21 protein-coding genes are annotated in these 21,230 nt (G+C 70.6%); 10 read left to right on the top strand and 11 right to left on the bottom strand.

Annotation, left to right across the window (positions count from 1 at the left end; translation table 11 throughout):
* Nucleotides 1–47: 47 nt before the first annotated feature.
* Nucleotides 48–530, bottom strand: a complete 483-nt coding sequence (locus tag GR130_RS39360; RefSeq protein WP_159509487.1) for a MarR family winged helix-turn-helix transcriptional regulator — start codon at nt 528–530, stop codon at nt 48–50.
* A 149-nt stretch (nt 531–679) separates the two neighbouring features.
* Between GR130_RS39360 and GR130_RS39355 the strand changes: the two genes are divergently transcribed.
* Nucleotides 680–1,897 carry an MFS transporter gene (locus GR130_RS39355; protein WP_159509485.1) on the top strand — a complete coding sequence of 406 codons (1,218 nt, stop codon included), beginning with the start codon at nt 680–682 and terminating at the stop codon, nt 1,895–1,897.
* 119 nt (nt 1,898–2,016) lie between these two features.
* Here GR130_RS39355 and GR130_RS39350 read toward each other — a convergent pair whose 3' ends face one another.
* Nucleotides 2,017–2,568 (bottom strand): DUF2269 domain-containing protein, encoded by a 552-nt coding sequence (locus GR130_RS39350; protein ID WP_159509483.1) that lies wholly within the window; start codon nt 2,566–2,568, stop codon nt 2,017–2,019.
* A gap of 437 nt (nt 2,569–3,005) precedes the next feature.
* On the opposite strand from GR130_RS39350, the gene GR130_RS39345 reads away from it, so the two are divergent.
* The 3 genes from GR130_RS39345 (at nt 3,006) to GR130_RS39335 (ending at nt 6,880) form a co-directional block, all read left to right on the top strand.
* Nucleotides 3,006–3,641 carry an HAD family hydrolase gene (locus tag GR130_RS39345; protein WP_159509481.1) on the top strand — a complete coding sequence of 212 codons (636 nt, stop codon included), beginning with the start codon at nt 3,006–3,008 and terminating at the stop codon, nt 3,639–3,641.
* A 1,120-nt stretch (nt 3,642–4,761) separates the two neighbouring features.
* Complete coding sequence (locus GR130_RS42165) at nt 4,762–5,934, top strand: globin domain-containing protein (RefSeq protein WP_443043745.1); 1,173 nt, start codon at nt 4,762–4,764, stop codon at nt 5,932–5,934.
* A 94-nt stretch (nt 5,935–6,028) separates the two neighbouring features.
* Nucleotides 6,029–6,880 carry a pyridoxamine 5'-phosphate oxidase family protein gene (locus GR130_RS39335; RefSeq protein WP_159510531.1) on the top strand — a complete coding sequence of 284 codons (852 nt, stop codon included), beginning with the start codon at nt 6,029–6,031 and terminating at the stop codon, nt 6,878–6,880.
* A gap of 33 nt (nt 6,881–6,913) precedes the next feature.
* On the opposite strand, the gene GR130_RS39330 is transcribed toward GR130_RS39335, so the two are convergent.
* From GR130_RS39330 to GR130_RS39310, 5 genes are all read right to left on the bottom strand, one after another.
* Entirely contained in the window at nt 6,914–7,393 is a 480-nt protein-coding gene (locus GR130_RS39330) for an NUDIX domain-containing protein (RefSeq protein ID WP_159509479.1), read from the bottom strand.
* Nucleotides 7,394–7,447: 54 nt separating this feature from the next.
* A complete protein-coding gene (locus GR130_RS39325) occupies nt 7,448–8,344 on the bottom strand; it encodes a LysR family transcriptional regulator (RefSeq protein ID WP_159509477.1) in 897 nt (298 codons plus the stop codon).
* Between the two features lie 259 nt (nt 8,345–8,603).
* Nucleotides 8,604–9,752, bottom strand: a complete 1,149-nt coding sequence (locus tag GR130_RS39320) for a cystathionine gamma-lyase (protein ID WP_159509475.1) — start codon at nt 9,750–9,752, stop codon at nt 8,604–8,606.
* On the bottom strand, nt 9,749–10,303 hold the full coding sequence (locus GR130_RS39315; protein WP_159509473.1) for a low molecular weight protein-tyrosine-phosphatase: 555 nt from the start codon (nt 10,301–10,303) through the stop codon (nt 9,749–9,751). The genes GR130_RS39320 and GR130_RS39315 overlap by 4 nt, the downstream gene beginning before the upstream one ends.
* A gap of 3 nt (nt 10,304–10,306) precedes the next feature.
* Nucleotides 10,307–10,684, bottom strand: coding sequence for a phage holin family protein (locus GR130_RS39310; protein WP_159509471.1), 378 nt, complete (start codon nt 10,682–10,684; stop codon nt 10,307–10,309).
* A gap of 48 nt (nt 10,685–10,732) precedes the next feature.
* On the opposite strand from GR130_RS39310, the gene GR130_RS39305 reads away from it, so the two are divergent.
* The 4 genes from GR130_RS39305 to GR130_RS39290 all read left to right on the top strand — a co-directional run bounded on the left by GR130_RS39305 (nt 10,733) and on the right by GR130_RS39290 (nt 13,257).
* Entirely contained in the window at nt 10,733–11,050 is a 318-nt protein-coding gene (locus GR130_RS39305; RefSeq protein ID WP_159509469.1) for a cupin domain-containing protein, read from the top strand.
* A 195-nt stretch (nt 11,051–11,245) separates the two neighbouring features.
* Entirely contained in the window at nt 11,246–11,470 is a 225-nt protein-coding gene (locus GR130_RS39300; protein WP_159509467.1) for a DUF5326 family protein, read from the top strand.
* 477 nt (nt 11,471–11,947) lie between these two features.
* Nucleotides 11,948–12,730 (top strand): IclR family transcriptional regulator, encoded by a 783-nt coding sequence (locus GR130_RS39295; RefSeq protein WP_159509465.1) that lies wholly within the window; start codon nt 11,948–11,950, stop codon nt 12,728–12,730.
* A gap of 104 nt (nt 12,731–12,834) precedes the next feature.
* Entirely contained in the window at nt 12,835–13,257 is a 423-nt protein-coding gene (locus GR130_RS39290) for an SsgA family sporulation/cell division regulator (RefSeq protein WP_201305126.1), read from the top strand.
* A 124-nt stretch (nt 13,258–13,381) separates the two neighbouring features.
* Here the strand turns inward: GR130_RS39290 and GR130_RS39285 are convergent, their stop codons facing one another.
* The gene (locus GR130_RS39285) at nt 13,382–14,713 is read right to left on the bottom strand and encodes a YibE/F family protein (RefSeq protein ID WP_159509463.1); all 1,332 of its coding nucleotides are present in this window, start codon (nt 14,711–14,713) and stop codon (nt 13,382–13,384) included.
* Between the two features lie 222 nt (nt 14,714–14,935).
* On the opposite strand from GR130_RS39285, the gene thiC reads away from it, so the two are divergent.
* Nucleotides 14,936–16,726 (top strand): phosphomethylpyrimidine synthase ThiC, encoded by a 1,791-nt coding sequence (thiC, locus tag GR130_RS39280; RefSeq protein WP_159509461.1) that lies wholly within the window; start codon nt 14,936–14,938, stop codon nt 16,724–16,726.
* 201 nt (nt 16,727–16,927) lie between these two features.
* Nucleotides 16,928–17,410 (top strand): hypothetical protein, encoded by a 483-nt coding sequence (locus GR130_RS39275; protein WP_159509459.1) that lies wholly within the window; start codon nt 16,928–16,930, stop codon nt 17,408–17,410.
* A gap of 243 nt (nt 17,411–17,653) precedes the next feature.
* Here the strand turns inward: GR130_RS39275 and GR130_RS39270 are convergent, their stop codons facing one another.
* The 3 genes from GR130_RS39270 to GR130_RS39260 all read right to left on the bottom strand — a co-directional run bounded on the left by GR130_RS39270 (nt 17,654) and on the right by GR130_RS39260 (nt 21,197).
* Nucleotides 17,654–18,538: a hypothetical protein gene (locus GR130_RS39270; protein ID WP_201305125.1), complete on the bottom strand. Its 885-nt coding sequence runs from the start codon at nt 18,536–18,538 to the stop codon at nt 17,654–17,656.
* Between the two features lie 208 nt (nt 18,539–18,746).
* Nucleotides 18,747–19,814 (bottom strand): metallophosphoesterase, encoded by a 1,068-nt coding sequence (locus tag GR130_RS39265; protein ID WP_236573877.1) that lies wholly within the window; start codon nt 19,812–19,814, stop codon nt 18,747–18,749.
* Nucleotides 19,815–20,096: 282 nt separating this feature from the next.
* Nucleotides 20,097–21,197, bottom strand: coding sequence for a LacI family DNA-binding transcriptional regulator (locus tag GR130_RS39260; protein ID WP_159509455.1), 1,101 nt, complete (start codon nt 21,195–21,197; stop codon nt 20,097–20,099).
* Between the last annotated feature and the right edge of the window lie 33 nt (nt 21,198–21,230).

Genomic DNA, 21,230 nt, shown 5'->3' with positions numbered 1-21,230 from the left:
CCTTATGCCGAGCCCGCGTCACGGCCGAGGGCCGGGCCCGCCGGGCGTCACGCCGGCGGTGCCAGCTCCTCGACGGCGGTCACCAGCGGTGCCAGCTCGGGCCGCTTGGCGGCGTCCTTGAGGGCCTCGCGCAGCGCGGTGTCGTGCGCGGGCCGGGCCTCCGTGAGGAGGCGCAGGCCGTCGGGGGTGACGTCGGTGTAGATGCCGCGCCGGTCGTCCGGGCACAGATAGCGGGAGAGCAGCCCGCGCTCTTCGAGCCGGGTCACCAGGCGGGTGGTGGCGCTCTGGCTGAGGACGACCGAGTCGGCGACCTGGTGCATCCGGAGGTGGCCGCCCGGCCCGTCGTGCTGCTCGCTGAGCACGTTGAGGACCGAGAACTCCCGGACGCTGAGGTGGTACTGGGCCTGGAGGGCGCGCTCTATGTGCGTCTCGATACGGCCGTGCAGGGCGGAGAGCGCGCACCAGCCCTGAGCGAGGCTCCCGGCAGCAGTCGCCCGGGCCTGTGCCGTCTCCCGCGTCCGCTGCGTCATCGAAGACCTCCTCGTGCGTCGTACGAACCAGGATAGGGCACACCTGAAATATACCGCGCTTGCAATTAGTCCGCGTCTGCAATTATTGTGGACGCTTGTAAAGGACGGACGCAATCAACAGACGTACGCACCAGTCGGAGGGATCCGCCATGCCTCTCGCTCTCCTGGCACTCGCCATCGGAGCCTTCGGGATCGGGACGACCGAGTTCGCGGTCATGGGACTGCTGCCCGACATGGCAGCCGGGTTCGGTGTCTCCATCCCGCTCGCCGGTTACGCGACCACGGTCTATGCCCTCGGGGTGGTGGCCGGCGCGCCGCTGATGACCGTCCTCGGCACCCGCTTCACCCGCAAGCAGATGCTGATGCTGCTGATGGGCCTCTTCATCGTGGGCAACGCGCTCACCGGCCTCGCGCCCACCTTCGAGCTGGTGCTCGCCGGGCGGGTCGTCTCCGCGTTCGCCCATGGCGCGTTCTTCGGTATCGGTGCTCTCGTGGCCGCCGATCTCGTCGCGCCGGACAAGCGGGCCACCGCGATCTCGCTGATGTTCAGCGGTCTGACCGTCGCCACTGTCGTGGGCGTGCCGGTCGGCACCCTGCTCAGCCAGCAGTTCGGCTGGCGCACCACCTTCTACGCGATCGCCGCGTTCGGCGTGCTCGCGCTGCTCGGCATCGTCAGGCTCGTCCCGGCACAGCGGGCGAAGGCGGCGGCCCGGATAGGCAGCGAACTCGCGGCCTTCCGCAATCCGCAGGTCGGGCTGGCCATGCTGATGACGATCCTGGGCTTCGGCGGCGTCTTCGCGGCGGTCACCTACCTCGCCTCGATGATGACGGAGGTCACCGGCTTCGCGGCGTCCTCCGTCGTCTGGCTGACCGCCGTCTTCGGCCTCGGCATGGTCGGTGGAAACCTGTTCTCCGGACGGTTCACCGACCGCGCCATGATGCCGATGCTGTACGCGTCGCTGACCGGTCTGGCGCTGGTCCTGGCCGCGTTCACGTTCACCGCGCACAACAAGGTCGCCGCCACCGCCACCGTCGCGCTCATAGGTTTCTTCGGCTTCGCGACCGTACCGCCGCTGCAGAAGCGGGTGCTGGACCAGGCGGCTGCCGCGCCCACGCTTGCCTCGGCCGGCAATATCGCGGCCTTCAACTTCGGTAACGCGCTGGCCGCTTGGCTCGGCGGGCTGGTCCTCTCGGCCGGGCTCGGCTTCACCTCGGTCAACTGGGTCGGCGCGCTGATGGCCGTCGCGGCGCTCGGTGTGGCGGTGCTGGCCTCGGTCCTGGAGCGCCGGCAGACGGGCCGCGGCCAGGTGGTGGCGGGCGGTCCGGCCGCGGTCTCCGACGAGGCGATACCGGCGGTGCGGAGCTGAGCCCCCTGGGGCCGCCGCCCGGGAGAACGGCGGCCCCGTGAGGTGGGGGGGGCTGCCGCACCGTATGGCGCTCGCTCGCCCCGGCACCGGGTGGTGCTCACCCGTCCTGGCATGGGGGCTCACCCGCCCGAGGCGCTCACCCGGTCCGGGCGCCCGTGGCGTTCCCGGGCCGCGGCCGACTGCGCCGCGCGCAGCCGGCGGCCCCGTTGGGTCGGCCCCCACGGCTTGAGGACGGAGATCGCGGTCATGAAGAGGTATGCGGCGGTGGCGACCGCCGGCGCCACGAGGAGGTTGACGTCGGGCGCCGGGTGGCCGGCGGCGGCCTGGGCCGCGAGGTGGTCGATACCGGGGCGGAGCGCGAAGACCGACAGCCCTGTGGTCAGCACGGTGAGCCAGAACTTGACGGCGACCCAGCGGTGGCGGATCAGCCCCCAGTGGGTGCCCAGCGACAGCACCAGTCCGCTGACCAGCGAGAGCAGGGCCACGGGGACGATGAGCCAGTCCGCGAAGATCTTCATCGCGCGGTAGGCGACCGCGGCTGTTTCCGGGGAGCCGGTCGTGAAGCCGGTGAGGCTGAGTGCGAGGAGTCCGGCGGTCAGCCCCAGCCAGCTGACGGACACGGCGACGTGGACGACGAGGAGGGCCCGGCGGGCAGGGCGGCTGAGCTGCATACCGCCCACGGTGGCGGTCGGTGCCCGGCCGGACATCTGACGGCGGGAGTATCCGCCCGTACGCGGGCTTGAGTACGGGCAGACGGCGGCGGCACCGCCCCGTTCCCGGCGTCTGCGCCGTGCGGGCGTCCCATCGGCCCGCCCCTGGCGCTGGTCCGCAGCCCGACCGGGCACACGACGCTCGCCCGGGATGAATTCGGACGACTCAGGGGAGGTCTGAGCAACCTATTTAAAATCAGGGCAACTTCTGGCAAATTCCGGCAATTTTGGGGGACTCCGGGCGGTGCTCTCTCCCGCACGGCGCAGCGCGGCACCTCGCCGCGTCGCCGGCGCACCAGGGGGAGAACCGCGGCCGCCGTACCACCCCGCCGGTGCCCGTGCAGACCCCAGGGCCTTGCCGTCCCCTGACCCATGGGGCAGAGCCTAGGCTCCGCCCCATGAGCAAGCTGCATCTGTTCGACATGGACGGGACCCTGCTCCACGGGTCCGCGGCGGCCGTGGAGATCTCCGGCCAGCTGGGGCTGGACCGGGAGATCGCCGAGCTGGAGCGCCGGTTCGCCGCGGGTGAGCTGACGCCGGCGCGCTTCGCGCAGCTGGCATGCGATCTCTGGGCCGCCGAGCTGACCGAGGCTCAGGTGGCGGCGGCCTTCGAGGGCGCGCCGTGGCTGACCGGAATCCGGGAGGTCTGGGCGGATATCCGGGCACGCGGCGAACGGTGCGCCGTGATTTCCCTCTCGCCGGGATTCTTCGTGGAACGGCTGCTGGCATGGGGCGCGGACACCGCACACGGCTCCCGCTGGCCCTCCGTGCCGATCCGGCAGCCGCTGGAACCGGCCGGCATCCTCTCGCCGTCCGCGAAGGTACGGATCGCTGACGAACTGTGTGTGCGGTACGGGCTGAGCCGGGCCGACTGCGTGGCGTACGGCGACTCCATGTCGGATGCCGAACTCTTCGCGGTGGTACCGGAGTCGGTCGCGGTGAATGCGGATCACCATGTCAGCGGCCTGGCGTCGTATGCGTACACGGGACGTGATCTTCGGGAGGCATACGAACTGGTGCGTACTCGCGAGTAATTCACTGCTTTCCGCGACGGATTCGTCCGCTTGGTACGCGGAAAATGCTGTCTGTGGGGAGGATCACTGTTATTGGTGGAGCCGCACGGAGTGTTCCCAGATCAGGGCTTGTGGATTCAACTACTGCCGGTATGGTCGAGTCCGGCTTGGCGGGGTGAGGTTCTCCGTGGCCGCGCGAACGGCAGGCAAAGCTCGTCAGCCTAGCGGCTCCGCGGTCCGTGACACCCGGACTTCCGACTATTTGTCCGATGCGGTCGACCAGGGTGGCATCCTGACGGGACGGCATCTGCGCTACTTGCCATAGGGAAGTGAGATTTGTCCGCTTTGGAGGATTTTGCCGGGATCGCTTGAGTCGATTAAGAATTCCGGGGCAGGGCGGGGGAATTCCGACAGTTCCGATCAACGGAACTGCAAACACCACCGAATGACGTTCGAGGCGAGGCAGACCATGGACGCTCCGACCACCACGTCGGCCGATAGCGGCTCTTCTGGCGGGAGCAGTGGCGATTGGGGTTGGTTCACTCCGGCGTCGAGGAAATCCGCCGCGGAGAAGCCGCCGCGACAAAACGCCTGGGACGGGCAGCAATCGGCCCAGGGCAAGCGGAATGACGGGGACGAGCAGGATGACCGGGGCGAACGCTCCCAAGCGGAACGGATGCCCGCGCGTCCGGTCAATCCGATACGCCCGGTAGGTACCGCCGCGGAGCGGGTGCGTGAGCCGGAGCCGCAACGGGTGCCACAGCAGGGACCGGCACCGCAGCGGGAAACGGGCCGTCAGGCCGGCTCCCCCGCGTACGCCGAGCGGTCCGCCGTTCCGCATGCCGAGCAGGCCGCCCCCGCCTCCTCCCCCGCGTCCGCGTATGCCGCTCCGCGCCGCGAGGCCGAGCCGGAGCCCGTGCACGAGCCGGTGCGGAACCCCTTCGACGGGTTCGGCGCCACCGATCCCCGCGCCGCTCGGACGGCGTCGGCCCCGCCGCCCCCGGCAGCCGCCCCGCCGCCCTCCGCTGCCCCGCCGGCTGCCGCCGTCCCTCCGGCTGCCGCCGTCCCTCCGGCTCCTGCCACCCCGCTGACCCCCACGGCCCCTCCGGCCCCGCCCGCTCCGGAGCCCACCCTCAGCGCCGTGACAGCCTCCGCCTCCAGCAAGGCGCCGGCCTCTCCCGACGCGATCCTCATCCGCCGCACCATGGCCGAGATCGAGCCGGTCGCCGACAAGGTCACCTCGTACTTCTACGCGCTGCTGTTCGTCCAGCACCCCGATACGCGGGCGCTGTTCCCCGCCGCGATGGACACCCAGCGCGACCGGCTCTTCAAGGCGCTGCTCACCGCGGCCCAGCACGTCGACGACGCCGCGGTGCTCACCGACTACCTCTCCCACCTCGGCCGCGGGCACCGCAAATACGGGACCGTGCCCGACCACTACCCGGCGGTCGGTGAATGCCTGCTGGCCGCGCTCTCCCGTTACGCGACGTCCAGTTGGAGCCCGGAGGCCCAGGCCGCGTGGGTGCGGGCGTACACCGCGATCTCGCAGATCATGATCGACGCGGCGGCCGAGAACGAGGCCGTCGCGCCCGCCTGGTGGCAGGCCGAGGTCGTCTCGCACGAGCTGCGCACGCCCGACACCGCGGTGGTGACGGTGCGGCCGGACCAGCCGTACCCCTTCCGGGCCGGTCAGTACACCAGCCTGGAGACGCCGTGGTGGCCGCGGGTCTGGCGGCACTACTCCTTCGCCTCCGCGCCGCGTTCGGACGGGCTGCTGTCGTTCCATGTGAAGGCGGTGCCGGCCGGCTGGGTCTCCAACGCGATGGTGCACCGCGCCCGGCCCGGCGACGTGCTCCGGCTCGGCGCCCCGGCCGGTTCGATGACCGTCGACCACACCCACCGCAACGGCCTGCTGTGCGTCGGTGGCGGCACCGGCATCGCGCCCATCAAGGCACTGGTCGAGGATGTCGCGGAACACGGCGTCCGGCGCCCCGTGGACGTCTTCTACGGCGCCCGCAGCGACCACGACCTCTACGACATCGACACCATGCTGCGGCTGGCGGAGACCCACCCGTGGTTGTCGGTCCGCCCGGTCGTCGCCATCGGGCCCGGGACGCGGGGCGGGCCCGGCACCATTACGGGGCAACTCCCGGATGCCGTACGGCGATACGGGCCGTACCGGGAATATGACGCGTATCTGTCCGGTCCGCCGGGGCTGATACGTAGTGGGGTGGACGCTCTGGTGGGGGTCGGTGTTCCGTCCGACCGCATACGGCACGACTCCATCGAAGAGCTGGTATCGACAGGAGACTGAGGTCTTGGCAGTAGACGGTGAATACGGCCGGGCAGGGGAGGGACGGGGCGCCCTCGGGCAGGAGGGGCGCCCCGGAAGCGATGGCGAGCACCTGGTGCAGCAGAGACTCGGCACGACCGAGCGTGCCGACCGGTTCTACAACGACCAGGTTCTCGACCATCTCAACGGCCGTATGCGGGAGTTCGTCGCGAGACAGGAGATGTTCTTCCTCGCCACCGCCGACCGCCACGGCGAATGCGACGCGACCTTCCGGGCCGGTCCGCCCGGCTTCGTGCAGGTGCTGGACCAGCGGCTGCTGGCGTACCCGGAGTACCGCGGCAACGGCGTCATGGCGTCCGTCGGCAACATCTCCGAGAACCCGCGCCTGGGCATCCTGATGATCGACTTCACCCGGGACCGCATAGGGCTGCACGTCAACGGCCGGGCGCGGGTGGTGCTGGACGAGGAGATGCGGGCCGCCCACCCCGAGCTGCCGGTCGACCCGGTTCCCGGCCGGCGGGCGCAGCTGTGGGTCGCGGTCGAGGTCGAAGAGGCGTACATCCACTGCGCCAAGCACATTCCCCATCTGCAGAAGGTCCCGGCGCAGGCGCGCGGCGCGCGGGCCTGGGGCACCGACGACGTCAGGCGCAAGGGCGGTGACTTCTTCGGTGCCGCCGCCGAGGCGGCAGAACGCCCGCCGTTCCGGCGCCCGAAGCACAAGCACGAGCAGCTGCGGGGCGGCCTGCACGAGGACCTGGCGGAGCCGGAGCCCAGGGACGCCCCGGTGTACCGACGCCTGGGTATCGTGCCCCGCACCGCTTCCCCGATCGCCCGGGACAGCGTGGCGGCGGCGCTGACCGGGGAGTTCGTCGACCGGGTCGCGCGGGTGCTGGCACGTGCCCAGCCGCGCCGTCCCGCCGAGGATTCCGCGGAGTTCCGCGGCTGGTTCGACCCGCGCGACGTCTGAGCCGGGGCGCGAGCGGCCGCGCCCGGTGGCCGCTCAGCCCAGATCAGGGGCGTGCATCGCGCGCACGCCCTCGATGTTGCCGTCGAGGTAGTGCCGCAGCGAGAGCGGTACGACCTCGACGGACGCGATCCCGACGCGGGTGAAGGGCACCCGCACGATCTCGTACTCCCCGCACGGCTCCTCGACCTCGGGGCCGTGCCGGCGCGAGAGGTCCATCGAGTCGAGCCGGCAGACGAAGAAGTGCTGCACCTTGACGCCGTCGACACCGCCGTCGCTGAAGTGCTCGACGGTGTCGACGAAGACCGGCACCACATCCGTGATCTTGGCGCCCAGTTCCTCGTCCAGTTCGCGGTGGAGGGCGTCGATGACGGTGGCGTCCTCGGGCTCCACACCGCCGCCGGGAGTGATCCAGTACGGGGCCCGGCCCGGCTTGGTGCGTTTGATCAGTACGAGATCCGCTCCGTCGAGCAGAATCGCGCGGGCGGTGCGTTTGACGACTGGCCGTACGGTCATAGGGGACAGATGCCGCAGTCGCCGCCTGGTGAAACCCGTGCCCCACCACGCACGTCACCAGTCGACCGCCGTGCGCAGCAGCCACTCGTGTGCCCGCGCGATGTGCGGCAGCCCCAGCGTCCCGGTCCGTACGGCGAGAAAGTACGTGCGCAGCGGGGGCACCGGCGGTTCGAGGAGAGCGACCACGGCACCGCTGTCCAGCGCCTCGGTGCACAGGTAGCGGGGCAGCACGGCCAGCCCCGCGCCCGCCGCGACGCAGGTCAGCACGGCTCGCAGATCGGCGGCGATGACCGCTGCCGAGGCGGCGGGCCTGGCGTCGAAGACCGCGGACCAGTAGCGGGCGATCAGCGGCAGGCTCTCGTGGACCTCGACGAGCGGTACGGGATCCAGCACGCGTACGCCGCGGTCCTGGAGCACGCCGGGGCCGCCGACCTGGGCCGCCCAACGGGGCGCGGCGACCAGCACATGTTCCTCGTCGCACAGCGGGGTGGCGGTGAGCAGCCCGCCGCGCGGCCGGGTGGTGGTGACGGTCAGGTCGTGGTGGCCGGCGGCCAGGCCGTTGAGCAGCTCGTCGGCGGCCCCGAAGGCGGTGCGTATGGACAGACCCTGGGCGATGAGCGGGGTCAGTGCGGGCAGTGCGCGCTCGGCGGTGAACTCCGGGGGGCCGCCGAGATGCAGGGTGCGGGTGGCGGAGTCCTGGTCCAGTCCGGCTTCGGTGATCTCGGTCAGTGCGTCGAGGTGGGGTGCGACCTTGTGGGCGAGTTCGTCGCCGACGGTGGTGGGGGTGACCCCGCGGGCGTAGCGGCGGAAGAGCGGGCGGCCCAACTGGCGTTCCAGCGTCCGTATTTGGCTGGTCACGGCGGGCTGGGACAGGCCGAGCAGCGCCGCGGCACGGGTGAACGAGCCGGCCCGGTGCACGGTGACGAAGGTACGCAGCAGCGCCAGATCCATCGCGTACCTCCTGTGCCCCTAGGAAGCCTGGTCGCGCGCCAACTATAAATTTGTCGATAGGGATGTGTCGCTAGCGTGATTGGACACTGACGCTCAGTCAACTAGCCTTGTTGAAGCGGTTCGTTTCACGTGAAACAACGGGTCCGTGCAACATCCGGGCCGGTGTAGGCGGACCGCCGGCCGGCAGGGTGACGAGGGGGGATACCCTGCCGGCCCTTCGTGCGCCGCTGCCCCTGCCGGGGCGTCGCCGGTCGCGGTCTCAGGCGACCGGCCGGACATGGTGATCCGGATTGGCCGCGTCCAGCGCCCGGAGGACGTCCGCGACCAGATCCTCCGGCTCCTCGACGCCGACCGAGAAGCGGATGAAGCCCTCCGGCACGTCATCGCCGCCCCAGCGCCCGCGCCGCTCGGCGGTGGACCGTACGCCGCCGAAGCTCGTCGCGTCGTCCACCAGCGTCAGCGCGGCCAGGAACCGCTCCGCATACGCCTGGTCCGGCAGCGTGAAGGAGACCACGCAGCCGAAGCGGCCGGAGTGCATCTGCCGGATGGCGAGCGGATGGGACGGGTCGGAGGGCAGTCCGGGGTGCCGTAGGCCGGTGACCTCGGGGCGCTCGGCCAGCGCCATGGCGAGCGCCAGCGCGCCGGTCGCCTGCTGGCGGACGCGCAGTGCCAGGGTGGCCAGCGAGCGGTGTGCGAGCCAGCTCTCCATGGGGCCGGGGATCGCGCCGACGGTCTTGCGCCACAGCCGTACGCTGTCGGCCAGTGCGGCGTCGTGGGTGCTGGCGTACCCCAGCAGGACATCGCCGTGTCCGGTCAGTGCCTTGGTGCCGCTGGCGACCGAGAAGTCGGCGCCGAGGTCCAGCGGGCGCTGGCCGAGCGGAGTGGCGAGGGTGTTGTCGACGGCGACCAGGGCGCCGCGGGCGTGCGCCGCGTCGGCCAGCCGCCGGATGTCGCAGACGTCGAGACCGGGGTTGGAGGGGGATTCGATCCACAGCAGGCGGGCGCCGTCGAGGAGGCCGAGCTGGGCGTCGTCCGCGGTGGGGGCCGTGCGCACCTCGATGCCGTAGCTCTCCAGACGGGTGCGGACGGCCGGCAGCAGCTGATAGCCGTCGCTGGGCAGCACCACCGCGTCGCCGGAACGCAGTTGGGAGAAGAGGACGGCGGTGATCGCGGCCATGCCGGAGGCGAAGGCGACGGTGTGCGCGGGCCGGTCCGGCGATTCCAGTTCGCCGATGGCGGCTTCCAGCCGGGTCCAGGTCGGGTTGGCGTCGCGGCCGTAGGTGTAGGGGCCGGCGGCGTCGCCGGGGAGGTGGTAGTGCGCCGCGAAGACCGGCCCGGGGAGGGGCGGTTCGTAGGCTGCCGACTCGGGGAGCCCGGCCCGTACGGCGCGGGTGCCGTCGCCCGTCATGCGCTCTCCTTCTGGTGGTGGGGCGGGTGCGGCCGGGGCTCGGCGGGGCCGGGCGCGCCGGAGGTGACCTCGGCGCGGACCGCCTCCAGGAGCCCGTCGCAGGCCGTTTCGATCATGTCCAGGCACTCCTCGAAGTCCTCGGAGCCGCCGTAGTACGGGTCGGGTACGTCGAGGTCGGCGCCGGGCCCCGAGCTGGTGCCGTACGAGCGCAGCAGGCGGATCTTCGCGGCGTCCCGGGCGGTGGGGGCCAGCCGGCGCAGTTCGCGCAGATGGCCCGAGTCGAGCGCGATCACCAGGTCGAGGCGGGCGAACCAGGAGGCGCGGAACTGCCGGGCGGTGTGGGCGTACGGATAGCCGCCCGCGCGCAGTACGGCGACCGTGCGCGGGTCGGCTCCGTGGCCTTCGTGCCAGCCGCCGGTACCGGCGCTGTCGATCTCTACCAGGGCGTCGAGCCCGTCCTCCCCGATCCGGGCGCGGAAGACCGACTCGGCCATCGGCGAGCGGCAGATGTTGCCGGTGCAGACGAAACAGACGCGATAGGGGGTGGACAAGTGTCAGTCCTTGTCGGGGAGGATCACGTGCATCGCCCAGGCGACGATGGAGACGATCACGCCGCCGACCAGGGCCGTCCAGAATCCGTCGACATGGAAGGCCAGGTGCGCCTTGCCTGCGAGCCAGGAGGTCAGCAGCAGCATCAGCGCGTTCACGACGAGCGTGATCAGGCCGAGGGTGAGGATGAACAGGGGGAAGGACAGCAGCTTCACCACGGGCTTGACCAGGAAGTTGACCAGCCCGAAGATCAGCGCGACGAGGACGAGTGTCAGCACCTTGCGGCCGGTGTTCTCACCGGTGAGCGTGATGCCCTTGAGCAGCCAGATGGCCACGGCCAGTGCCGCGGCGTTGGCGATCGTCTTGACCAGAAAATGCTTCATGGTGAGATCGTCGCAGACGACTCTGAATCAGCGAGGGGTGCGAACGGCATGAAGGCTTTCCGACTGGATGAACTCGAAGCAGAGCGGGTCGCGAACGACGGCGCATATCTGCAGTTCCTCCGGGAACGCAACATGTCGGTCGGCCTGTACGCGCTGGATGCCGGCAGTACCGATCCGCAGCAGCCGCATGCGCAGGACGAGGTGTACCTCGTGGTCAGCGGCCGTGGGGCGATCACCGTGGGCACGGAGACGGAACCGGTGGCGCGCGGCAGTGTGGTCTATGTCCCGGCCGGGGTACCCCACAAGTTCCATCACATCAGCGAGGACCTCCGGGTCATGGTGGTCTTCTCTCCGCCCGAGAGCTGAGGGGCGGACCCCGGAACCCGTAGGGGTCGGGTCAGGGATGAGCCGGGGCTGTCAGGCCCCCGCGGCGGCCCCCGGCGCCCTAGCATCGTTGGTGTAAGGCCGGAAGACCGGCAGACGCGCAGGGCGCGGACGGTGCCATCGGCGCGGCAGGCAGTGACCGACATCAGCGAGACAGACAGAAAGCAGGGCAGAGCAGTGGCTGGTAAGGGGATATTCGCAGGGCTTCCGTGGTGGGTCACCTGGGTCGTGGTGCCCGTCATCCTGATCGTGGTCTTCGGCGGGCTGCTCGCCACCGCTCTCGGCTTCCTGGTCAGCCTGCTGTTCAAGGTCCTGATCGCGGCGGCCCTGATCGCCGGCGTCATCTACCTCGTGCGGAGGTTCACCGGATCCTCGTCGTCCTCCTCGAAGAGCGACTGGTAAGGCCGGGTCCTACTGACCGACACTGTCCGGCCCGCACCGTCCGATGACGCCCTGCCCCGCCTCGGGGGCAGGGCGTCCGGCGTTTCGGAGGGGTGCCAGCCGGAACATCCGGTTCCGGTTCGACACTCCCGCCCCCCGCTGTCGAACGCGGTTCGGATACCTGCCTGTTGATCCCCCTTCGTACGGGGGGAGTTCAGGGCATTGGGGCTGTTCGCCCGGTGTGTGGGCCCGGCCCTCTCGCGTCATCGCCGGATGCCGGTCGTCCCGGTCGGGTTAACTCCCCCGGCTTTCCGCTCGCGCCCCGATCCGCGCGGCTAAAGTGCGAGCGCGGGCGTCTTCCGGATGCTGACGTTCCGGAAAGTACCGAGTGGGCGAGGACGAGCCGGGCGTCGCCGATGACGCCCCGGGAGACGTGCGTGGTCGCGGGAGCGGGTCCCGGGACCGGGGCCATGGGCACCTGGCGTTCGTACCTGGGGGATGGCGTTGGCGATCGTGAACGGCGAATCCGGCTCTCACCCCACCCTGATCGGATCGGTGCAGCGGGCGCTGCGGCTGCTGGAGGCGGTTGCCGCGCATCCCGACGGGGCGCCCGCCAAGCAACTCGCCCGAGAGGCCGGACTCCCGCTGCCGACGACCTACCACCTGCTGCGGACCCTGACCCACGAGGGTTATCTGCGGCGGGAGAACGGCGTTTTCGTCGTCGGCGAGGGCGCCGAGTGCATCGGCCGGGCCGGAGCCAGGCGGCGCCAGCGTCGCCAACTCTCCGAGGTGCTGGCCATGGCGGGCCGGGAACTGGGCGCCGCCGTCTACTTCGCCGTCTACCGCGAAGGCGAGGTGGAGGTGGTGGCGATGACCGACGATCCGCGGCGGCCACCGGTCGACGAGTGGGTCGACTTCCGCACCAGCGCCCATGCCCATGCGATCGGGCAGTGCCTGCTGGCGCAGCTCGACGAGGCGTCCAGGAAGGAGCATCTGGCGCGTTATCCCGTGCGGTCGATAACGCCCTTCTCCCTGCGATCCGAGGGCGAGCTGCTGCAGCGGTTGGCTACGGTGCGTCGCGGCCAGGTCGCGTACGAACGTCAGGAATATGCCATGGGCACGGTGTGCTCGGCGATTCCGATCCGGGTCGGCTCGGCCGCGGCGACGCTGGCGGTCTCCCTCCCCGTGACGGAACTGCATCGATTGCGGTCGGTTACGGATCGACTACGGAAAATGGCGGAGGAGGTACTAACGACACTCGCCTTCTCTATCAGTATCTGAAAACTCACTCCTTGTGATCTGCCTGTGGGTGGCCGACTATGGCGTCCATACGGCTTCCGGGGATGATTCCCGGCCATCTCCGATCAAGTGCGGGGCAGTGGTTGATGAGCGACACGGTTCAGGCAGAAGTGATCATGAGCTTTCTCGTCTCGGAGGAGCTCGCCTTTCGGATCCCGGTGGAGCTGGACTTCGACAGCGCCGATCCGTATGCGGTCCGGCTCACCTTCGACCTTCCCGGCGATGCGCCGGTGACCTGGGCGTTCGGGCGTGAGCTGCTGCTGGACGGGCTGGGCCGCCCGTCCGGTGAGGGCGACGTACGGATCGAGCCGTCCTCCCCCGAGCACCTCAGCGATGTCTACATCAGCCTGCAAGTCGGCCCCGAGCGGGCCCTGTTCCGAGCCAGCGCGCCGCCGCTGATCGCCTTCCTGGACCGTACGGACCGGCTCGTCCCGCTCGGCAAGGAAGAGGTCTGCGACACCCTGGAAGCCGCGCTGGACCGGATCCTCGCGGAGGCGCCGGCCGGCTGATCCCGCGGTCCTGCCCGGTCCGCCCACCGCCGCCGGCAGGACCGGCACCCCGGCCGCTCCCCGCCCGCCACCGAACCGCCCGCAGCCGCCCGCCACTTCACCCGAATCCGTCTGCCCGCCACCGTCACCGCTTGCGGCGCCGCCCGTGCGCCGCGCGCCGCCCGCCCCGTGCCCCGGCGGGCGGCGCCGGCGTGCCGTCGTCCGGCCCCGGACGGTCCGCCGCGACCACCATCGCCGCGAGCAGCGTGGTCACCGGTACCGACGCGACCAGCCCGATGCTGCCCACGAGCGTCCGGATGATCTCTTCCGCGACCACCTCGCTCGTGGCGACCGTACCGACACTGCTCTGTGCGATCGAGAACAGCAAAAGCAACGGCAGCGCGGCGCCCGCGTACGCCATGACGAGGGTGTTCACGACGGACGCGATGTGATCCCGGCCGATCCGCATCGCCGCGCCGTACAGCTTGCGCCAACCCGCCGACGGATCCGCGTCCTTGAGCTCCCAGACCGCCGCCGTCTGCGTCACCGTCACATCGTCGAGTACCCCCAGCGACCCGATGATGATCCCCGCCAGCAGCAGGCCGCGGATCTCGATGTTCGGGTACAGGCCGTGCACCAATCCGGTCGTGTCGTCCGTATTGCCGGTGAGCAGCGCCCAGTTGATGAACACCGAGCCGAGCAGCCCGATCAGCAGCAGCGAGGCGAGGGTGCCGAGCACCGCCACGGACGTACGGGCGGTCAGCCCGTGGCACATGTAGAGCGCGATCAGCATGATCGCGCTGCCGCCGATCACCGCCACCAGCAGCGGATCGGAGCCCTGGAGGACCGCCGGGAGGATGAACAGGGTGAGCACGGCGAAGCTGGCGGCCAGTGCCACCAGCGCGAGCACCCCGCGCAGCCGCCCGACGATCACCACCGCGGCGGCGAAGATCGCGGCCAGCATCCACATCGGCAGGGTTCGGTCGACATCGGTCACCGAGTACTGGAGTTCCTTCGGCGCCTTGGGGGAGTAGGCGACGACCACGTTCTGACCGGTGGTGTAGTGCCGCAGGGCGTCCGGTGTCACGACCGTCTGGAAGGTCCGGCCGGCGTTCGGCCCCGTGGTGACCTTGATCGTGTCCTGTTCGCAGGGCTTGCCGTTCGCCGCTCCCCCGGCCGCCGGCTGCCCCGTGGGCGAGGTCGGCTGCTGCTCGGCGTGCACCTTCGCGCAGTCCACCTCCTCGACCCTGATCACTCTGGCCTGCTCGGTGGGCTGGTCGAAGCCCACACCGGACGGCTTGTGCGGTGGTGCGCCACCCGGCCACAGCACGATCAGGCCGACCGCCACCGCGGCGGCGAACGGGATCAGCACCGCGGCGATGACCTTGCGCAGGTGCCGGGAGACGGGTGCCGCAGGCCCATGGCTGTGGGAGTGCGAGTGGGCGGCGGCGTGGTGCCGGTGCTCGGGAGGGCTCACCGCCAGATCATCGCAAGAAGCGATGGGGCCCCCTGTTCACACTGCCGCATCGGCCGCTACCGTGGTGCCACCTTTGCAATCGCGGGAGCTCGGAGCACCGGGCTGAGAGGGCGCTGACCTCCGTCCCAGCGGCGTTTCACGTGAAACGCCGGCGGACGGAAGCCGCTGCGTCGACCGCCGAACCTGTTACCGGGTAATGCCGGCGTAGGGAGTTGGGTCGATATGACTCTGCAGGATGCACGCACGCCCGAAAGCGCCTCCAGCAACGGAGAAAAGCCGCAGATCGGCTGGCACAAGGGCTATGTCTCCGGATCGCGTCCGGACCTCCGGGTCCCGGTCCGGCGGGTGCACCTCACCAACGGCAAGGACGTGACGCTCTACGACACGTCAGGGCCGTACACCGATCCCCACATCGATACCGATGTCCGCCGCGGTCTGGCGCCGCTGCGGGAGAACTGGATCATCGCCCGCGGCGACACCGAGGAGTACGCGGGCCGCCCGCTGCGCCCCGAGGACGACGGCATCAAGCACACCTCGCCGCGCGGTGGCCTCAAGAACCTCGACGCGGTCTTCCCGGGCCGGCCGCGCCAGCCGCGCCGGGGCCGGGACGGCGCCGCGGTGACCCAGCTCGCCTACGCCCGGCGCGGCGAGATCACCGCGGAGATGGAGTACGTCGCCCTCCGCGAGAACGTCACGCCCGAGTTCGTACGGGACGAGATCGCGGCCGGCCGCGCGGTGCTGCCGGCCAACATCAACCACCCGGAGATCGAGCCGATGATCATCGGCAAGAACTTCCTGGTGAAGGTGAACGCCAACATCGGCAATTCCGCGGTCACTTCCTCCATCGAGGAGGAGGTGGAGAAGATGACCTGGGCCACCCGCTGGGGCGCCGACACGGTCATGGACCTCTCCACCGGCCGCAACATCCACACCACCCGCGAGTGGGTGCTGCGCAACTCCCCCGTTCCCATCGGCACCGTGCCCCTCTACCAGGCGCTGGAGAAGGTCGACGGCAAGGCCGAGGAACTGACCTGGGAGATCTACAAGGACACCGTCATCGAGCAGGCCGAACAGGGCGTCGACTACATGACGGTGCACGCCGGTGTGCTGCTCCGGTACGTCCCGCTCACGGCCCGTCGCAAGACCGGCATCGTCTCCCGCGGCGGCTCGATCATGGCCGCCTGGTGCCTGGCGCATCACAAGGAGTCGTTCCTCTACACGCACTTCGAGGAGCTCTGCGAGATCCTCGCCGCCTACGACGTCACCTACTCCCTCGGTGACGGTCTGCGCCCCGGCTCCATCGCGGACGCCAACGACGAGGCGCAGTTCGCGGAGCTGCGGACGCTCGGCGAGCTGAACACCATCGCCAAGCGGCACGGCGTCCAGACGATGATCGAGGGCCCGGGACACGTCCCGATGCACAAGATCAAGGAGAACATCGACCTCCAGCAGGAGATCTGCGAGGAGGCGCCGTTCTACACGCTCGGCCCGCTCACCACCGACATCGCGCCCGCCTACGACCACATCACCTCCGGCATCGGCGCCGCGATGATCGCCTGGTGGGGCACCGCGATGCTCTGCTACGTCACGCCCAAGGAGCACCTGGGCCTCCCGGACCGCGACGACGTCAAGACCGGCGTCATCACGTACAAGATCGCGGCCCATGCGGCGGACCTCGCCAAGGGACACCCGGGCGCTCAGGATTGGGACGACGCCCTCTCCGACGCCCGCTTCGAGTTCCGCTGGGAGGACCAGTTCAACCTGGCCCTCGACCCCGACACCGCGCGAGACTTCCACGACGCGACGCTGCCCGCGGAGCCGGCGAAGACGGCTCACTTCTGCTCGATGTGCGGGCCGAAGTTCTGCTCGATGAAGATCAGCCGAAGCATCACCGAGCAGTTCGGCGGTGACGAGGGCTCGACCCCCGAGGAGATCGAGGCGGGGATGCTGGAGAAGTCCAAGGAGTTCGCCGCGGCCGGCAACCGTGTCTACCTGCCGTTGGCCGACTCCTGAGGTGGGGAGTGGCGGGCCTTCACCCGTGATCACGGGTGCCGGACTGCTGCCCAAGAGTGAGCGGTCGCAAGGGCTCAGCGCCTCCGGACGAAGCCGGAGGCGCTGAGCCCTGTACGTGCTTCGGCCACGGTCACCTCAAGGGGAGGCGCGAGGGGGGTAAAGTTCCCTGGTTGCCTGAACGCTGGAAAGGTGCGGTTTTTCATGTTTCGCGCCGCCCGCACAGCGCTCACCGCCTGCGGGATCGCGGCGGCCCTGGCCTTCGCGCCGTCGGCGGCGGCCACCCCCTCGGCGCCGTCGGAGACCGCACCGTCGGCCGCGCTGTGGGTCGGTAGGGGTGCGCCTGGCCAGGAGGTCGAGGCGTCATGGCTGGACGAGTGGCGTGACAGCGACGAAGAGACGGTGAAGGTGACGTCAGCCGCCTTCGAGGCGCCGGTGACGCTCACGTTCTCCGGTCGTCAGTACACGGGCGTGGCGCGCCTGCGCGCCGATGCCGGACCGGGCCAGGCGCGGGCTCGTGTGATCAGCCACGGCGGAAAAGCCGTCACCAAGGCGCACTTCTGGATCAATGACTCGTCCGTCGGCGACGCCTCGGCCTCCGTCCCGTGGGCTGTCGCCGGGGCCGGCGTGGGCGTCGGAGCGATCGCGGCCGTGATGCTGACGGTGCGGCGGCGACGCCGCATCTGACCTGCGCGGCTCGGCGGAGGCCAACCCCCGTACCGTTGCCGCCTCTTGGTCGACGGCGTGATGTCAGCCGTATCGGGGTGGTCCGCGGCGGCCGGCAACCGGGCCTGTCCGCCGATCGCGGATCGATCCGGGTGAACAACGTGAACAGCGCGAATGCCGTGAACACGGTGAACGTCGCAGACCGGCCCGAAATCGCTTGCACGGGAGGCGCCTTCGGGCCGGTGGCGCTGCGGCGGACGACCGCTACTCCGGCTGGTGATCCGGCCCGCCGTAGTCCGGGCTGGTGAAGTCCGGGCTGGAGTAGCGGGGACGGGACCGGGAGGAGCCGGTGTCGGGGCTGGTGAAGTCGGGGCGGGTGTAGCCGAGGGTGGGGATGCGGCGCTGCGGCGCCGGGGCCGGGTCGGGAACGTAGCGGACCGGGTCGTCGGAGGGGTCGGCCGACGGGTCCGCAAGGGCCTCGCGCAGAAAGGGCAGCAGACCGCGCTCCAGGAGGGCGTGCCGCCAGGCGTCGTGGGCGCCGTCCAGGGCGGCCACCAGCTCGTCGTCTCTGACGGCGCGGGAGGACGCGCCGTTGCGCAGCGCGGTGACGACCAGCCCGCCCATCGCGACCAGCGCGCCGGCGGCGGTCAGCGCGGCGAAGATCCAGCCGACGCTGATCAGCGGTTGGGCGACGGCCTGGTCGGGGCTGACGGCGCGCAGCACGTAGCCGATGAGGAGGAAGAGGACGGCCGCGATACCGGCGAGGACCGGAACGAGGACGGTGGCCATCGCGGCAAGTCCGACGCCGGCCGATTCGGTGGCCTCGCCGCCGTCCGCGGTGGCCGGTCCGGTGCGCTCGTCAGAGGTCTGGTCCGCTGACGTGCGGGGCGCGCCGGTGCCGTATGCGGTGGGTGCCGGGGCGCGCAGTTCGGTACGCAGCTGCACGAAACGTTGGTATTCGGCCGTGGCGCAGGCGGCGATGGCGGTGGTCGCGCTGAGCGCCATCGTGCGCAACTGCTCGGTGTTCAGATGACTTCCCGTGACGGTGGTGAGGTCGTCCGGGCGGTATTCCGCGGTACGCAGCGCCTCATCAAGGATCCGCGCGAATTCCGCGCGGTCCTCGTTCAGCAGGTGCGGAGCGCTGTTCATGTGGATCCCCCGATGCTCCGTAGGGCCGTACGGGCCGGCCGGGGCCGGGCGGTGGGCGGAAACGGAGGAGAGCCTGCTACGGATAGACCGATGGTAGAGCGCCTCCGGCGCGAGGTGACAGAGAGTTTGCGGAATTTGAGTAATGCCACGACCGGATCCCGCCCTCCAGGCCGTCCGTCGGCCTGGCGTAGACCTGCCCGGAGAACGCTCAGCCAGTCAGCGGGAGTTGCACGACCAGCAGCTTTCCGGCCATCGTGATACCGCCGTCCATCGCGATGGCCAGGCCGTCGGCGTAGACATGCGGGCCGTTGACCGCGATCCCGTCGCCCTCGCCGTCCTCCGCGCCGACCTCACCCAGCAGATACGGGATCGGGCTGTGGCCGTGCACGACGCGGCTGCCGCCGTAGGCGTCGAGCAGTTCGCGGACGGCCTGCGAGCCGGTCTCGTCGCGGAAGGCGAACCGCTTGGTGAACTTGCGGAAGAGATCCCAGACTTCATCGGCGTCGCTGCGCGTCAGGACCTCGTGGACGGTGTCGTTGACCGCCTCGATGGAGCCGCCGTAGTCGAGGTACGCGGTGGTGTCGGAGTGCACGAGCAGATGCCCGTCCTCCTCCATCACGGCGTCCAGGCGGGCCATCCACTGGAGGTGGTGGTCCTCCAGACGGTCCATGTCGGTCTTCTGGCCGCCGTTCAGGAGCCAGGCCGCCTGGAAGGACGCGGTGCCCGCGCCGGACTGGACGGGGGTGTCGCCGAACCGCTTGGCGCCCAGCAGCAGCAGCTCGTGGTTGCCCATCAGGGCCTTGCAGTAGCCGCCGGCCGCCGCGGCCTGGGCGGAGAGCTGCATGACCAGGTCGATGACGCCGATCCCGTCCGGGCCGCGGTCGGTGAAGTCGCCGAGGAACCAGAGCCGGGCGTTGCCCGCCGCCCAGTCGCCGTTGGCGTCGATCAGCCCTTCGGCGGCCAGCGCCTCGCGCAACTCGTCGTAGTAGCCGTGCACGTCGCCGACGACGTAGAGCGGGCCCATGCCGCCGGGCATGTCGGGAGCGGCCGCGGGCTCGGGGACCGGCAGCACCACCGGGTGGTCGATGAGGGTGTCCGTACGGCCGATGACCGGGAGGTCGCGGGCGGTAGGGGTGTAGTCCTCGGGCAGCTGGACCGGAGGCGCCGCGACCGGGGGGCCCGCGGGCAGCTGCAGCGGCGGACCGGCCGGCGGTACGACGGGCGTGCCGGACGGTGCTCCGGGCGGCGGAACGGACGCCGGAGGTTGTGCCCCCATGGTCCACACCATGGGTCCCTGCCTGGCCCCCTGAGTCATCGACCCCTCCACCGTTGCGCCGCCGTGCACCTCTCGGACCTTTGCCTGGTCGACGGCGATCCGCGGTGTCGTGCGCCCATCATAGGAACGCCGCTCGAGGGTTGTGACGCACCCGGGGGTGATCAATCCTGTCAAGACCGGCGTTCGCGGCGGATTTCTCCCGTGATCGCCCTGTTTTTTCCTCGCCGGAGAGGGCGCCCGGGGCTTGCCCGTACGCCCGGTCCTTCATACCTGGGAGCACGCTCAGTCGCCGGCCGGGCCGCGCGGCGGGCTGACGGTGGTGCGCGGGCACCGCCGCTGGGAGGACGTCCGCACGATCAGGTCCGTCGGTATCACCTGTTCGACGGGGCGGCCGTTGTCGAGTCCCTCGATGGCGTCGATCAGGATCTGGACGACGGCGGTGCCGATCCGGCGCGGCTTGAGCGAGAGCGTGGTGATCGGCGGCTCGGTGGTGGCGTAGACGGTGGACTCGCTGCAGCAGACCAGCAGCAGATCGTCGGGTACGCGCAGGCCGTAGCGCCGGGCCGCGGCGAGCAGATCGGTGCCGTTGGGGTCGAAGAGCCCGTAGACCGCGTCCGGGCGGTCCGGGCGGGCCAGCAGCCGGTCCGCGGCGACGGCGCCGGCGCACGGGTCGTGCGCGGGATACGACTCGTACACGGGGTCCTGGCCGACCCGCTCGCACCAGTTCAGGTACGCGGTGGTCGACAGCCGGGTGTAGGTGTCGGTGGTGGTGCCCGTGAGCAGGCCGATGCGGCGGGCGCCGGCGTCGGCGAGGTGGTCGAGCAGGCTGAGAACGGCCGTTTCGTGGTCGTTGTCGACCCAGCCGGTGACCGGGAGGGCGCCCCCGGGACGGCCGTCGGAGACGACCGGGATGCCGTGCCGGACGAGCTCGGTGACGACCGGGTCGCCGTCGGCCGGGTCGATGACCACGGTGCCGTCGAGGGCGACGTTCGACCACACGTCGTGGCGGGAGGTCGCGGGGAGGATGACCAGCGCATAGCCGCGGGCCAGCGCGGCGGAGGTGGCGGCTCTGGCCATCTCGGCGAAGTACGCGAACTCGGTGAAGGTGAAAGGTTCATCCCCGTATGTCGTCACGGTCAGGCCGATGAGGCCCGACTTGCCGGTACGGAGCGTGCGGGCGGCTGCGGACGGGCGGTAGCCCAGCCGGTCGGCCACCTCGCGGACATGGCTACGGGTGGCATCCGGAAGCCGGCCCTTGCCGTTGAGCGCGTCGGAGACAGTCGTGATCGATACACCGGCTGCGGCGGCCACATCCCGGATACCCGCCCGCCCCAGTCGGCGACCGGTCGACCGGCCCACCTGGTGCTTCCCTGCTGCTGTCATGGCGAGCCGATAGTAGGGCTCGCTACGGCCATT

The organism is Streptomyces sp. GS7, from assembly GCF_009834125.1.
Taxonomy (GTDB): Bacteria; Actinomycetota; Actinomycetes; order Streptomycetales; family Streptomycetaceae; genus Streptomyces.
The sequence above is the reverse complement of the archived record's forward strand: the minus strand, read 5'-3'. Positions and strand labels throughout refer to the sequence as shown.